Source organism: Gynuella sunshinyii YC6258, assembly GCF_000940805.1.
Lineage (GTDB): Bacteria > Pseudomonadota > Gammaproteobacteria > Pseudomonadales > Natronospirillaceae > Gynuella > Gynuella sunshinyii.
Genome location: NZ_CP007142.1, coordinates 3889756 through 3906442, shown reverse-complemented (window position 1 = coordinate 3906442; position 16687 = coordinate 3889756). Strand labels below are relative to the sequence as shown.

At 59.0% G+C, this 16687-nt stretch carries 2 protein-coding genes (1 of these 2 cut by a window edge); both read left to right on the top strand.

Annotation, left to right across the window (positions count from 1 at the left end; genetic code table 11):
• The first annotated feature begins 55 nt into the window (after nucleotides 1-55).
• Nucleotides 56-12574 (top strand): SDR family NAD(P)-dependent oxidoreductase, encoded by a 12519-nt coding sequence (locus YC6258_RS29900; protein ID WP_052830351.1) that lies wholly within the window; start codon nucleotides 56-58, stop codon nucleotides 12572-12574.
• Nucleotides 12571-16687: the beginning of an SDR family NAD(P)-dependent oxidoreductase gene (locus YC6258_RS29895; RefSeq protein WP_052830350.1), read on the top strand. Its footprint extends 21473 nt past the window's final position; the window shows 4117 of its 25590 coding nt (coding positions 1-4117); the start codon lies at nucleotides 12571-12573; its stop codon lies off the right edge, out of view. The genes YC6258_RS29900 and YC6258_RS29895 overlap by 4 nt, the downstream gene beginning before the upstream one ends.

Here is a 16687-nt window from a genome sequence, read left to right as displayed (position 1 = left end):
CCCAGGAATCATAACCGGCGAAGGGTAAAACCTCAGTCAGTCTGAAAGGTGAAATATGGCAGATTTTTTACAGTACCTGGTCAAACAGGTGAAGAGTAATCAACTATCCAAGCACGAAGCCGCAGAAATGCTGCACCAGCTGGAACAACAGGGCATTGTGGCAAAGCAGGGGCAGCAGAATGCCCGTCTGCATCCGTTATTGCATCGCAATACCTCGGATCTGTCCGGACTCAAATTTGAGTCATCCTTGCGGTTGGCGGATCTGAACGGCGAACGACAGCAGGATGTGCTGACTTCCGCCGCGTTGACCCTGGCCATGGCTCACGCCGCCGCATGCCGGATGCAGCTGATGGGTGAGGGCACCAATGTCCAGTTGCTGGACGTTTGCTGGGGAGCGCCCATGGATGATCAGGATGACCCTGCTGAGTTACAGATTCGGCTGCATCCGGAGCACAGCCAGCGGGTACGGTTTGAAACCCAGCAGCAACAGGGCAGTGCACAACCACTGGTGTTGATCCAGGGCCAGGCCAGTTATCTGAGCCGGGCGGAAGATCGCGCCCATCGGCAGACCCGCCGTATTGAGTCGCTTATTCAGGATGGCCAGTCGGAAACTCTGAACGATCCGCTGTATCCGCAGGTATATCTGACCTCCAATGGTCTGGTGGCGAGGCTTCCGAATGCCGCCGGCCACCACGGTTCACCGTTGCAGGCAGAATCACCGGCCTTGCAGCTGATCCATGCGGTGCTGCAACTGGGTGTGATCGGCAGTGCCTATCCGGACTTGCAGAAAAACGATTTTGTGCCGTTCCAGATCGATGAAGTCTGGCTCGGTCAAAGTGCCTACCCGCAGGGCGGCTGGGCCTCCGTTCAGCGATTGACGGAAAAACAGAATGGCGTGCTGGTCTGTCAGATCAATATCGATGTGTACACCGAAGACGGCGTGCTGTGCGCCCAGCTCAAAGGCCTGTCACTGGTCCGCGCCAGTTCGGCGGCGGATCACCCGGCACAGGCGCTGCCGGCGGCGGATGTGGTGCGGGATCGTACCCTGTATCAGCTGAAATGCCTGTTCAGCGATGTGTTCAAGATTGACATTGGCGAAATTGAAGCGGATCTGGAACTGGAAAATTACGGTATCGACTCCGTCACCATCACCAAACTCAATCAGCAATTGCAGCAGCGGTTTGGCGAACTGCCCAAGACCCTGCTGTTTGAATGCCAGACCCTGGAACAGCTCAACGACTATCTGCTCGATCATTTCAGTGATATCTGCGCCCAGTGGAGCGGTCTGGAACAGAGCGCTGGCAGCACTGAATCGAATGTGGAAGCCTTTCAATGGCCGGTACTGACGCCGTTGCTACCGGGTACGGAGCTGTCGGCGACAGAGCTGGCCCAGGCGCGACAGTCCATCGGACTCGATGAGCAGGGCAATGTGGTGGAAACCCGCACTGCTCACGTGGATGTCAGCACCCCGATTGCCATTATCGGTCTGGCCGGCCGCTATCCCCAGGCCGGGGATCTGAACCAGTTCTGGCAGAACCTCTGTGCCGGCCGCGACTGCATCAGTGAAATCCCGGCGGAACGCTGGGCGCTGCAGGATTTCTTTGTTGAAGGCATTGAACGTGCGGTGGAGCAGGGCAAGAGCTACAGCAAATGGGGCGGTTTTATCGACGGCTTTGCCGATTTTGATCCGGCATTTTTCAATATTTCCCCGCGTGAAGCACTGAGCATGGATCCCCAGGAACGGCTGTTCCTGCAATGCTGCTGGCACGTGTTCGAAGACGCCGGCTATACCCGCGAGCGGCTTGAGAAGCAGCATCAGCGCCGGGTCGGAGTCTTTGCCGGCATCACCAAGACCGGTTACGAACTGCTTGGTCCCGGTCTCTGGCAGCAGGGCGATAAACTGGTGCCACGCACCTCGTTCAGCTCGCTGGCCAACCGGGTGTCCTATTTCATGAATCTCCAGGGCCCGAGCATGCCCATCGACACCATGTGCTCATCCTCCCTGACCGCCATTCATGAGGCCTGTGAACACCTGCGCCGGGGCGATTGTGAGCTGGCCATCGCCGGCGGCGTGAATCTGTATTTGCATCCTTCTGCCTATGTCGCCCTGAGCGCGGCGCAGATGCTGGCCACTGATGGCCGCTGCCGCAGCTTTGGTGAAGGTGGCGACGGTTTTGTACCGGGTGAAGGGGTGGGCAGCGTGCTGCTGAAACCACTCGCGACAGCGGAACGGGACGGTGATCCGGTCTACGCGCTGATCCGCGCCAGTCAGATCAATCATGGCGGCAAGACCAACGGCTACACCGTACCGAGTCCGGTTGCCCAGGCAGAACTGATCCGCTCAACCCTGGATCGCGCCGGTCTGAATGCCCGCGATATCGGTTATATCGAAGCCCATGGTACCGGCACCCGGCTGGGGGATCCGATTGAAGTATCCGGGCTGACCCAGGCATTCCGTCAGGACACCGACGACAGCGGCTACTGTGCGCTGGGATCAGTCAAATCCAATATCGGTCATCTGGAAGCTGCTGCCGGCATCGCCGGGCTCAGCAAGATCGTTTTACAGCTGCAGCATCATCAGCTGGTGCCGACGCTGCATGCACAAACCATCAACAGCAATCTCAATCTGACGCAGACGCCGTTCTCCTTACAACGGGAACTGACCGACTGGCCATCGCCGGACAACGGCAGACGCCGGTTGGCAGCGGTGTCTTCATTCGGTGCGGGTGGTGCCAATGCGCATGTCATCGTTGAAGAATACCAACCCCGTCAGCGTGCCCGGACTGCCCATCAGGGACCGGCTTTGGTGGTACTGTCGGCCAGAACGCCGGCGCAGCTGGAAGAGTCCGCGCGGCAGCTACTGGCCCATCTGAATCAACAACCGCAGCTTGATCTGACGGATCTGGCGTATACGCTGCAAGTGGGTCGGGAAGCCATGGATGAACGCCTCGGGCTGCTGGCTGCCACTCCTGATCAGTTGATCCGGCAGTTGCAGGGATTTATCGCTGGCGAGCGTCAGCAGGATTGTTTTGTCGGCCGGGTCAAACAGCATCGCGAAGCTCTGGCCGTGTTCACCTCCGACAGTGAGTTCGGCGAAACCCTGCAACGCTGGGTGGCGTCCGGGAAGTATCACAAACTGCTGGAGCTGTGGGTGAAAGGGCTGGCGGTCGACTGGGTCGGGCTGCTCTGGGCCGGACATAAAACCCTGCCGGCGATTATCCGCCTGCCGGTCTATCCATTTGCCAGACAGCGGCTGTGGCCGGCGCTTGAGAATGGTATGAACGCCATCGCCATCGCCAGCGGATCCGGCAACGAAACACAGATCCATCCTCTGCTGCATCGCAATACCTCGACTCTGGCGGAACAGCGTTACAGCTGCCGTTTCAGCGGCGAAGAATTCTTTCTGGCGGATCATCAGGTCGGCCGGCAGCGGGTGCTGCCGGGGGTCGCATATCTGGAAATGGCCCGTATGGCGCTGACCCTGGCGAGCAGTACCGACAGCGATGATGACACCGACCATCGACACCAGCCGGTGCCGGGGCTCAGCCTCAGTAATATTGTCTGGATGCAGCCGCTGGCGGTTTCAGAACCGACCACTGTGCACATTGCCCTGAGCGGCAGTGTCGAAGATGGTATGACCTTCGATGTTTACAGCCGGGTGGATGATCAGGAGGAGATAGTTCACAGTCAGGGCAGCGCCCGGTATCAACAACCTGCTGCCATACCGGCCCTGGATCTGGCTGCTTTGCAACAGGCCTGTCAGCAACAGCGTCTCGATCGTGCGCAGTGTTATCAGGCATTTGCCGAAGCCGGACTCAACTACGGACCCGGTCATCAGGGCATTGAAACCCTGGCCATCGGTACCGGCCAGGCGCTCGCCAGGCTGCGACTGCCGGCCGCTGTGGCCAATAGCGGCGGTGATTACTGTCTGCATCCAAGTCTGATGGATTCGGCTTTACAGGCCGCTGTGACCTTGTCACTGGCGGGCGAAACCGGCACTGCGCTGCCATTTGCTGTCGATGAGGTGCAGATTTACGGTCCCTGTGAGCCGGAGATGTGGGTCTGGGTGCGGCTGTCCAATGGTGATGCACCCGCTACCAGCACCGTCGTGCGGGTGGACGTGGACCTGTGTAGTGAAGACGGTCAGGTCCGCATTGTGCTGAAAGGCTTTTCTTCGCGGTTGCTGCGCAGTGAAGCAGAGCAACACGAAACCGCTGCGGCACGGCCGGCAACGCCTCGACCTGACCTGCGGGAAGGTCTCGATAACACGCTGCTGTTGCAGCCGGGCTGGCGGGATCTGCCGGTCACTGACGATGCCGAACCGGACTATGCCGGCCATGAAGTCTGGCTGTGTCAGCCTGCCGAGACGCTGCGCAACGATCCGCAGTGGCAGTCGCAGCCGTTTGCGGTCAGTTGTTTTGACAGCACCGCAGATGCCCCGGCAGCAAGGTTCCGCGCGCTGTATCTGCAATTGTTCCAGCGGATTCAGCAACTGCTGCCCCGGGTCGGTTCCCGGCCCTGGCTGGTACAGGTGGTGATTTTTACCGATCACGCCCACAGCGATGGTCTGGCGGCACTATCAGGATTATTGAAATCAGCGCAGCGGGAATGCCCGGCGCTGGTCATGCAGCTGCTGGAATTTCCGCAACCGCTGAGCGTCGCCGGGATGATCACTTCTCTGCATGACAGCCGTGCGCTGACCTGGGCCACTCATCTGCGTTATGACGACCAGCTGCAACGACAGGCAGCCATCTGGCAATCGTTGCCGCAACAAGGTCGCCATGAGTTGCCCTGGAAGGATCAGGGCTGTTATCTGATTACCGGCGGCCTGGGTGGGCTGGGCATGATTTTCGCCACGGAAATTGCCCTGAACTGCCGCCAGCCGAAGCTGATTCTGACCGGTCGTTCGGTCCTGGACAGCCATCGTTCCGCGCAGCTCAAAACCCTGCGCCAGCACGGTGCCAAGGTTGAATATTATTCTTTGGATATGGCCGATGCTGGTGCCGTGACCGCGCTGGTACAGCGGCTGGTAGCTGAAAAAGGACACCTCGACGGCATTCTGCACAGCGCCGGCATGAACCGTGACAGCCTTATCGGCAGTAAGACCGAGGCCGAAATCGATGCGGTGTTTGGTCCCAAGATCAATGGTTTACTGGCGCTGGATCGTGCCTGTGCTGATCTGTCACTGGATTTCATGGTGCTGTTTTCATCCATTGCCGCCGTCACCGGCAATGCCGGGCAGGCCGATTATGCCGCTGCCAATGCGTTTATGGACCAGTTCGCCGGGCAGCGTAACCGCCTGGTTGCCAAAGGTGAGCGACATGGCCGGACTCTGTCGATCAACTGGCCGCTATGGCGTGAGGGTGGCATGGGCGTGGATGCCGGCAATGAGCGACTGATCCGCCAGCATACCGGTATGGAGCCATTGCAGACGCCGGCCGGGGTACAGGCGTTGTATCAGTGTCTGGCTGCGGGAGCCTCGCAGGCGTTAGTGGTGCAGGGCGATGTCGCAGCGATGCAACGGCTGCTGTTGCCGGCACTGCGGGTTAACGAGCCGGTAGCCACCCTGGCAGCGCGTATTGGTGGCAGTGAAGGGCCGACCACGGCTGCTGAGCCTGTGGTCGTTCCAGCGTCACCGGTGCGGACTGGTGCCGAGGGAGACTCTGCGCAGGCGCTGCAACAGGTCCGATTGGTACTGTCTGAATGTATTTCCGCGCTGCTGGATATTGCCCTTGAGAACATCGATATCGATGAAGAACTCAGTGCCTTTGGGTTTGATTCCCTGACCCTGACCGGGTTTACCAACCGCTTGAATGATCACTATGGCCTGAGTCTGAGTCCGACGCTGTTCTTTGAATATCCCACCGTTCGGCAGCTGGCAGACTATCTGCTGGAGCATCATGCCGATGTGGTGGTCAGTCAGCCAGAGCCGGGTGCGGTGGTGTCATCGGTTGCCGCTGATATCACTCCGGAACCGGCGGCACTGGTGACCCGGCGTTCCAGTCGCCGTCAGGCTGCGGGACGGGTCCAGCCAGTGGTGAGTGCACCGGCGGCGCAACAGGCGCCCGCTGTTGCGGTGATTGGCATGAGCGGCCGATTCCCCGGTGCCGATGATCTTGATGGCTTCTGGCAGAACCTGGTAAACGGCCGCCATTGCATCAGTGAGATCCCCGCGTGGCGCTGGCGCTGGCAGGACTATCCGGATGTCCGATGGGGCGGATTCATGGAAGGCATCGATGAGTTCGATTCGCTGTTCTTCGGTATCTCGCCGCGTGAAGCGGAGCTGATGGACCCGCAGCAGCGGCTGTTGATGACCTTTGTCTGGCAGGCCATTGAAGATGCCGGTTATTCGGCCCAGAGCCTTTCCGGCAGTCAGACCGCCATTTTCATGGGCACCGGTGCCACCGGTTATGAGCAGGTGCTGGCCAGCGCGGGTACCCCGGTGGAGGGGAATTCCTCCACCAGCGTGGTGCCATCGGTCGGTCCTAACCGTATGAGTTTCATGCTCAACCTGCACGGCCCCAGTGAACCCATTGAAACCGCCTGTTCCAGCTCTCTGGTGGCCATTCACCGGGCCATGCTGACCCTGGCTACCGGTGGTTGTGATCTGGCCATTGCCGGCGGTATCAATACCCTGGTATCGCCGTTACTGCATATGAGTTTCACCAAGGCCGGTATGCTCAGTCACGATGGCCGCTGCAAGACCTTTTCCAGTCAGGCTGACGGCTATGTCCGTGGCGAAGGCGTGGGCATCCTGGTGCTCAAACCGCTGGCCGCCGCCGAAGCCGATGGTGACCACATCTACGGCGTCATTCGCGGCAGTGCCGAGAACCATGGCGGTCGGGCCAATTCCCTGACCGCACCCAATCCCAAAGCCCAGACGGCGCTGTTGCTGGCGGCTTATCGTCAGGCCGGTATCGATCCCCGGACGGTCGGCTATATCGAAGCCCATGGAACAGGAACGCCTTTGGGTGACCCCATAGAAATCAAAGGATTAAAAGATGCTTTTAAAGCGCTTTCTGATCAACTGATCAATAAAACTACAGAATCTATAAATTCAGACAAGTTAGCTGCTGAATCTAAAGTTAATTCTTCAAAATCATTGCAAGCCATTGAAAAACAAGAATTTATTTCAAAGTGCGGTGTTGGTTCGGTGAAAACCAACATTGGTCACCTGGAACTGGCCGCCGGGGTGGCCGGCGTCATCAAAGTGCTGCTGCAAATGAAGCATCAGACCCTGGTCAGCACCTTGCACTGCGACGACATCAACCCCCATATCGACCTGCACGATTCACCGTTTTATCTGGTACGCGAGAACCGGCCCTGGGAACCTGTATACGATGCCAATGGTGTGGCACTGCCGCGCCGGGCTGGCGTCAGTTCCTTCGGGTTTGGCGGTGTCAACGCCCACGTAGTACTGGAAGAGTACCAGCCGTTGTCGTTGTCGTCGGCAGATCCGGACACCGCAGTGCTGATCCCGCTGTCGGCCAGAACTCCGGAACAGTTGCGTGAACGGGCCGAACGGTTGCAGGACTGGCTCGGTAGTCATGAAGACACCCGCCTGATCGATCTCGCCTATACCCTGCAACTGGGCCGCGATGCCATGGACGAGCGCCTGGCCATGGTCGTCAGCAGTCGCGCTGAGCTGTTGGAAGTACTGCAACAGTTCGTTGCCGGCACTGCGGCCGGACAACGCTATGTGCTCGGCAATGCCCGTTCCCGGCGCACGGCGGTGGGCAGCAGCCAGCCAGAGGTATCTGCCTCTCAGTTGGCTGACTGGCTGACCGAGGGTCAACTGGAAGCCTTGCGGGACAGTTGGTGCCAGGGCCACGATATCGACTGGCCGGTGCTGTATCAGCGCCTGCCACGCCGGCCCCGGCGTCTGGCGCTGCCAGGTTATCCGTTTGCCCGTATCCGTCATTGGATCGGCATGCAGTCGTCGCCGGCAGCTACCCGGACCGTCAGCCAGCCGGTGACTGCCGGCCATGTTCAGGATTTGTTACTGCCCCGGGTGCGCCAGCGCCTGACCGGCTTGTTCAGCCGCCTGACCAAGATCGCGGAAACCGATATCGATCCCTACGAAAGCTTCGAGCAGTATGGTCTGGATTCATTGCTGGTGAAGCAGTTGAACGAGCAGCTGGCAGCTATCTTCGGCGGTTTGTCCAAAACCCTGGTGTTTGAACATCAGACCTTGAATGCGCTGGCTGATTATTTCTGTCGCAGTCATGGCGAGGCCTGCCGGCGCTGGCTTGGCGAAACGGCTGTTGCGGCGACGCCTCAGATGTCAGTCTCCGCGCCCCGTACTGCCACTGTTCAGGCGGTTTCGCGGCCGCAACCGGTCGGCTACGCCGAGCCCATCGCCATCATCGGTATCAGTGGCCGTTATCCTCAGGCGGCGGATCTGGAAGGCTTCTGGGACAATCTGCAACACGGTCGCAACAGCATTGCTGAAGTGCCGGCGGAGCGTTGGTCGATGGCTGATTTTTACGTCGAAGATCCGGAAACGGCAGCGAAACAGGGCAGAAGTTACTGCAAATGGGGCGGATTCATCGATGGTTACGCCGATTTCGATCCGCTGTTTTTTGGCATTGCGCCGCTGGAAGCCCGTATCATGGACCCGCAGGAACGACTGTTCCTGGAATGCTGCTGGCATGCCTGCGAAAACGCCGGTTATGGCCGTCAGCGCTTTGCCAGCCGCCACCAGGGGCAGGTGGCCGTCATCGCCGGCATTACCAAGACCGGCTATGAACTGTATGGCACCGAGCTGTGGCGTCAGGGTGAGGCGATGCTGCCCCGTACCTCGTTCAGTTCAGTGGCCAATCGTTTTTCATACTTTATGAATCTGCGTGGTCCGAGTCTGGCGGTGGATACCATGTGCTCCTCCTCCCTGACCGCCATTCATGAGGGCTGTGAGTATCTGCGCCGGGGTGACTGCGAGGTTGCTATCGCCGGTGGCGTCAATCTCTATCTGCATCCGGCCAGTTACATCAGTCTCTGTGCGGTCAACATGCTGTCCCGTGAAGGTCAGTGCAAAAGCTTTGGTGCCGATGGCGATGGCTTTGTGCCCGGTGAAGGCGTCGGCGTGGTGGTGCTGAAGCCGCTGACGGCGGCGCAGGCCGATGGTGACCCGATCCATGGTCTGATCCGCGCCAGTCATATCAACCACGGTGGCAAAACCAATGGTTACACCGTGCCCAATCCCAATGCCCAGGGCGAGCTCATTGCCGCAGCACTGCATAAAGCCGGCCTCAAGGCCAGTGAACTGAGTTACATCGAAGCCCATGGCACCGGGACTCAGTTGGGTGATCCCATCGAGATCACCGGTCTGGTGCAGGCCTTCAGAGGCGATACCGATGACAACGGCTTCTGCGCCCTGGGATCCGCCAAATCCAACATCGGTCACCTCGAAGCCGCCGCCGGCATTGCCGGTCTGACCAAGATTCTGCTGCAAATGCGGCATCAACAGCTGGTGCCCAGTCTGAATGCCGAGACTCTGAATCCGAACATCGATTTTGCCCGGACGCCGTTTGTGGTGCAGCGGCAACTGACTGCATGGCCGCGACCTCAGAACGCCAGAGGCGAGGAGATACCGCGCATTGCCGGGCTGTCATCGTTTGGCGCCGGCGGTGCCAATGCGCATTTGATCATCGAGGAATATCAGGCACCCGAAACCCATACCGAAACGGCTTCGACCGCTCCGCTGGCAGTACTGCTGTCGGCCCGTACCGAAGCTGAATTGCAGGCCCGCATCCGTCAGTTGCACGATTACCTGCAGGATCATCCCGAAACTCAACTACCGCATCTGGCCTACACCTTACAGGTTGGGCGGGATGCCATGGAACAGCGTCTGGGGCTGCTGGTCAGCAGTTACGAGCAGTTGCTGGGCCAGTTACAGGCTCTGCTGAACGGAGAAAGCAGCCTGGCAGACTGCTATCGCGGCCAGGTCCGTCAGGGACGGGCCACGGTCAGCGCGTTTACCGAGGATGAGGAACTGCGTGAAGCCGTAGACAAGTGGATGCAGCGCGGCAAGTTCCACAAACTGCTGGAGCTCTGGGTACAGGGCCTGGAAATCGACTGGTCGCAGTACTGGCTTGGCCAGCCCGGACTGCGGACCCTGGAACTGCCGGTATATCCGTTTTCCCATGAACGTTACTGGATCGTGCGCGAAAGTGCGGAAGCCCCGTTACAGCAGACCGAAACCAGACTGCATCCATTGTTGCATCGCAATACTTCATCACTGCTGCAACAGCGTTACAGTTCGCGTTTCCGGGGCAGCGAGTTCTTCCTCAATGATCACCGTGTGCACGGCCGTGCAGTGCTGCCCGGTGCCGCCTATCTGGAAATGGCCAGGGCCGCCGCCGCCCGGGCGCTGGAACTCGATAATCCCGATCAGCCACGCTCGCTGACCTTGCATAACGTGGTCTGGCTGACACCGTTTTTCGCCACGGGTAACGATGACATTCATATCCGTCTGACGGCGATGAGCCATGAACAGCTGGGCTTTGAAGTGTGCAGCGATGGGGAACAGCTTCACTGTCAGGGCCGTATCGATCTGGATGTGGCCGAACTGCCGTCTGCGCTCGATATTGCCGCTCTGCAACAGCACTGTCGGGATGGCGTGATCGATGCCGGGCGCTGTTATCAGTTATTTGCTTCTGCCGGCCTCAACTATGGCCCGGCGCATCGCGGTATTCAGGCGCTGTATACCGGTCAGCAGGGTGTGCTGGCGCGGCTGCAATTGCCTGCGGAGCTGCTCACTGCCGAGCCGGGTTATGTGCTGCATCCGGGATTGCTGGACTCGGCGTTCCAGGCGTCCATTGGATTTGCCCTGAGAAACAGTGATGCCGATGGTTCAGGCCCCGGTCTGCCGTTTGCTCTGGGCAGTCTGGCGCTGATCCGGCCGTGCCAGGCGGACATGTGGGTGTGGATACGCCAAAGCCGTCATGGCACCGGCAACGGGAATGGCGGACGCGATGGCAATCTGACCCTCGATATGGATCTGTGCGATGACGCCGGCAATGTCTGTGTGGCGATTCGTAAATTCACCTGCCGGCGGTTCGACGGCACGACGACCATCGACAGCACCGCCACGATTGAAAGCCCTGTGGCACAGGCACCGGTGCCTGTGCTGGCCCGGCCTGCGGTCGAAGCTGAAACGTTGTTACTGCAACCCAGGTGGGTTGAAGTGGCGTCCGCTGCGCATGAAGAAGCAGTGGCCAGAGCATCCAGCCATCATGTGATTCTGTGCAGTTTTGGTGAGTTTCCGGTCAGCCGGCTGATCACCGCACTGAACCGGCAGCTGCCGGAAGTCGATTGTCAGGGGCTGACTCTGCCCGCAGCGACCGAAAATATCGCTATGGCCTATCAGCAGGCCTGCGCCGATGTGCTGGCCTTGATTCAGCAGTGGACTCAAGAGACGTCCGCTAATCAGTTGATTCAGCTGGTAGTGATTCAGTCAAAACCCCATCAAAGCCTGTTTCAGGGGCTTTCCGGACTGCTGAAAAGCGCTGCCCAGGAATATCCCAAGCTGCGCACCCAGTTGCTGGCACTCAGCACCGATGATGCCTCTGTGGCGCAGCTGCCCGAATATCTGCAACAGGCAGCCGAACGGCCCTATGCCGATTTGCGCGAGCGTGATCAGGTGCTGTATTGGCAGGACTGGCAACCCATGCCGGTGCTACCAGTGCAAGGGCCGGCAGACACCTTGGCCTGGCGTGAAGGCGGGGTGTATCTGATCACCGGTGGTGCCGGCGGATTGGGACAGCTGCTGGCCGCCGATATTGCCGCCACGCTGACTCACAGCAGCATCATTCTGGTTGGCCGGTCACAGCCGGATCATCGCATTGATGGCTTGATTGAGACGCTGCGTGGTCATGGTGCCAGAGCTGAGTACCGCCGTGCCGACCTCAGCAGTGCTGAAGACAGCCGTGAACTGATCCGTGCGGTGGTGGCGGATCACGGCAGACTGACCGCCATCCTGCATTGTGCCGGAGTAATTCAGGACGCCCTGCTGCGCCACAAAGACAGCCGTGAACTGGAGGCGGTGCTGGCACCGAAGGTCACCGGCCTGATTCATCTGGACGAAGCCAGTCGCGACCTTGAACTCGAATTTATCGCATTGTTTTCCTCCCTGGCCGGCGCTTTTGGCAGTGTTGGTCAGGCGGACTACGGTGCCGCCAATGGTTTTATGGATGCCTGGGCCGACTATCGCAACCACCTGCAAAGACAGGGGCTGCGCCATGGCACCGCCATTTCCATCAACTGGCCTTTATGGCAAAGCGAAGGCATGGGCATCAGCGCCGAAGATCAGCGACTGATGGAGCTGCGTACCGGGATGAAAATCATGCCCGCCGCAACCGGACTGCGGGTATTCCATGACTGTCTGCGCTGCGGTGGCAGCCAGACCGCAGTTCTTCATGGCGATATCGGGCGGATTGAGTCGCTGTTGTTTTCCCGCACCCATGCCACGCCGTCATCCGTTCACCAGACGTTTACCAATATCCCGGTTTCGCAGCACTCCAACACCGTTACCACGCCCGTGCTGCCAACGACCCAAGAGACGAGTCAACTATGAAACAAGCCTTTGATACCGTAAAAAACATACTGTCATCCGCGATTTCCGGGTTACTGGAGATCGATTCGCAGATGATCGATGGCGATGACGATTTCAGTGAATTCGGCTTTGATTCAATCACCCTGACCCGGTTTACCAATCAGTTGAATGAGACGTATCAGCTGGCCCTGAATCCGGCGCTGTTTTTTGAATACACCACCATCAACGCTCTGACGGATTATCTGTTGCAGGAATATCCACAGGCTTTTGCTGCTGGCGAAGGCGATGAAACGCCGGTGCCTGTCGTAACGGAAACTGCCCAGGCAGTGATGAGCGTGACGACTCCCGACTCAACCCGCTTTCTTGAAAGCATGCGCCCGACAAAGCCATTACCAGGTCTCAGTCGGGCAACGGCAAAGCAGACCATAGAGACCATTCCGGCGGCCGCCGAAAACGGACCGTCTGCATTTGCCATCATCGGCATCAGCGGTCGCTTTCCGGCCGCCAGAAATCTGCAGGATTACTGGCACAACCTGCAAAACGGCACCGATGCTATCCGGGAAATTCCCGCTGACCGCTGGTCCTGGCAGGCCTGGTACGGGGATCCGGCGCAACAGGCTGACAAATGCAATATCAAATGGGGCGGTTTTATCGACGGCATTGCCGAGTTTGATCCTTTGTTCTTCGGTATTTCGCCGCGCGAGGCGGAAGTCATGGATACGCAGCAGCGACTGCTGATGACCTACAGCTGGATGGCCCTGGAAGACGCCGGTTATGCCGCTGCTGCGCTGGCCGGTTCTGACACCGCGATTTTTGTTGGCACCGGGGGAACCGGTTATGAGCAGCGGGTGGCGGAATCCGGCACGGGCATCGAAGGTTACTCGGCCACCAGTGTGGTGCCGTCGGTCGGCCCGAACCGCATGAGTTACTTCCTCGATTTTCATGGTCCGAGCGAGCCGATTGAGACGGCCTGTTCCAGTTCACTGGTTGCCATTCACCGGGCCATTCGGGCGATTGAATCGGGGGACTGCTCCATGGCCATTGCCGGTGGCGTCAATTCCCTGGTGTATCCGGCGGCTTATATCAGTTTCAACAAGGCCGGTATGCTCTGTGAAGATGGCCGTTGCAAGGTCTTTTCCGATCAGGCCAACGGTTATGTCCGTGGTGAAGGGGTGGGCATGCTGGTGCTCAAGCCGCTGGCGGCTGCCGAAGCCGATGGCGACCATATTTATGCGGTGATTCGTGGTAGCGGTGAAAACCACGGTGGTCGTGCCAATTCCCTGACCGCACCCAATCCCAATGCTCAGGCGGCGCTGTTGCAGACGGTGTATCAGCGTGCCGGCATCGATCCGGCCACGGTCAGTTATATCGAAGCCCACGGCACCGGCACCGAACTCGGTGATCCGGTTGAGATCAACGGCCTCAAAAAAGCGTTTAAACATCTGTATCAGCAGTTTGGCAGCACCATGCCTGCGGCCAATTACTGTGGCGTCGGTTCGGTGAAATCCAACATCGGCCATCTGGAAATGGCGGCTGGCATGGCCAGCGTGCTCAAGGTGGTGTTGCAGCTCAAACACCGGACGCTGGTCAAAACCCTGCATTGCGACACCATCAATCCGTATATCGAGCTGGCCGACAGTCCGTTCTACATCGTCCGCGAAAATCGTGACTGGGAGGCGCTGACCGCCGCTGATGGCCAGCCGCTGCCACGCCGCGCCGGAGTGAGTTCCTTTGGTTTTGGTGGCGTCAATGCCCATGTGATTCTGGAGGAATATCAGCCGGCAGCAGCGACCAATGATCACCAAGAAGAAGTATTGATGGTACTGTCAGCCCGCGACGATGAGCGGCTGCGGGTTTATGCCCGGCGGTTACTGAATCATCTGCGCGACCACGATGACCAGTCATTAGCGGATCTGGCGTTCACCTTGCAAACCGGACGCAACGCCATGGATGCCCGGCTGGCCGTGGTGGCCACTGATCGGCAGGCGTTGATCAGCACTCTGCAAGGGTTTGTGGATCAGCAAACGGATATTCCCTCGTGCTGGCATGGTCAGGCTGCCGGCCAGGAAACCGTATCAGATGAGCTTCAGGATGCGCTGCAACAGCGCCGCCATGATCTGCTGGCGCAGGCTTGGGTCAGCGGTGCGGACATCGACTGGAACCGGCTTTATCAGCACCGCCGGCCGCGCCGGGTGAGCGCTCCGACGTATCCATTTGAAACCACGGAATACTGGATGCCGCTGTCAGCCGGCGGACAACTGCAGATGCAATTGCAGTGGCAGCCGGAAGCGCCGGTCTCCACGGTGCCAGCGGCCATTCCGGATCGTCATCTGATCTGGCTGTGTGGTGCCGGAGAGGCTTTGCAGCAGGCCATCAGCGCACAGTTTCCCAAAGCTGACATTGAATGCCTGCATGCCGATACAGATGACCTTGCTGCACGCTATCACCAGTATGCAGAACAGCTGCTGACCCGGTTACAGGCACTCGATACCCAGGCCCCGACCTTGATTCAAATCGTGATCCACGGCCAGGACGCTGATCAGGCTTTGGCCGGGCTGTATGGCGGCCTGCTGTCGGCGCATCAGGAGTATCCGGCGCTGACCGGACAACTGCTGCTGGCCGATCAGCCAGACGATCATCAGCGAATCTTGCAGTGGCTGTCGATGGCCGGGCAGAGCGGTCAGATGGCCATTACCCGTCTGCATCAGGATCAGCTGCTGTGGCCGCAATGGCATGAAACAGAACCGCAATCGGCCGCTGAGATGCCCTGGCGGGATCACGGCGTTTATCTGATTACCGGCGGCAATGGTGGGCTCGGATTATTGTTTGCCCGTGAGATTGCCCGTCAGGCCAGTTGGCCGACGCTGGTTCTGTGTGGTCGCTCTGCTGCCAATGATGAACTTGAACGGGCGTTTGAAGTTCTGCGTGATGCCGGTGCTACGGTGCTGTATCGCGCCCTGGATGTGGCTGACCGCGAAGCGGTTGATGCGCTGATGGCAGAGCTGCAAACCCTGACCGGCGGTCTTAACGGCATTATTCACAGTGCCGGTGTCCTGTCCGATCAGCTGATTCTGAACAAAACCCCCGAACAGATGCATGGCACGTTGACGCCGAAAGTGGATGGCCTGATCAATCTCGATCAGAGCAGTCGCGCATTTACACTGGATTTTCTGGCGGTGTTTTCGTCTCTGACGGCGGTCACCGGTAATGTCGGGCAGCTCGATTACGCGCTGGCCAACAGCTTTATGGATCGCTACGTACACCATCGCAATGAGCGGGTGGCTGCCGGTGAATGCCATGGTCGCAGCGTGGCGATTAACTGGCCGTTATGGGCTGATGGCGGCATGCAGATTGATGACCATGCCCGGCTGGCATTGACCGACGCAACAGGAATTATACCGTTATCTTGCATGGCGGGGTTTCAGGCGTTTTACCGGGCATTGGCCAGTGAAGGCAGTCAATGGCTGGTGGTGGAAGGGGATTCGTCGCGTTTGCGGAAGCAATTCGCTGCCGGCTTGAATGGCCAGATGATCGAAACAGCACTGGAAGAGGATTTCGAGTCTGCTGAGTGCGAGGAAACCTTCGAGTTCATCGAAACGGCGATTGATAACAGCACCCTGTACGACAAAACCGCGCGGCGACTGAAGCAGCTGTTTGCAGAGGTCACCCGGATCAAAACCGCCCGTATCGATATTGACACCGCATTGGAGCAGTACGGGATCGATTCCATCATGATCACGCAGTTGAACCGTCGTCTCGGTGAGGTGTTCGGGGAACTGTCGAAAACCCTGATGTATGAATATCAGTCTCTGGCACAGCTGGCGGAATATTTTGTCTCGGCTCATCGCGAAGCCTGTGTGCGCTGGACCGGTCTGTCGGCCAGTACAGTGGTCAAAACCCGCAAAGCTGCGGTACCGAAATCCCGCCGTTCCCCAGTCCCGTCTCAGTCGACAATCGATGCCGGTGCTGCGATTGCGGTGATCGGTCTCAGTGGCCGTTATCCTCAGGCCGCTGATCTTGAGGAGTACTGGCAGAACCTGGTTGCAGGTAAAGACTGCATCCGTGAAATTCCGGCTGAGCGCTGGTCTCTGGAGGGCTTCTATCATCCGGACCGCCATCAGGCCCAGGAATTGG

Excerpts from the sequence above, each read along its gene's own strand:
- YC6258_RS29900 (WP_052830351.1), top strand. The coding sequence starts at position 56 with ATGGCAGATTTTTTACAGTACCTGGTCAAACAGGTGAAGAGTAATCAA.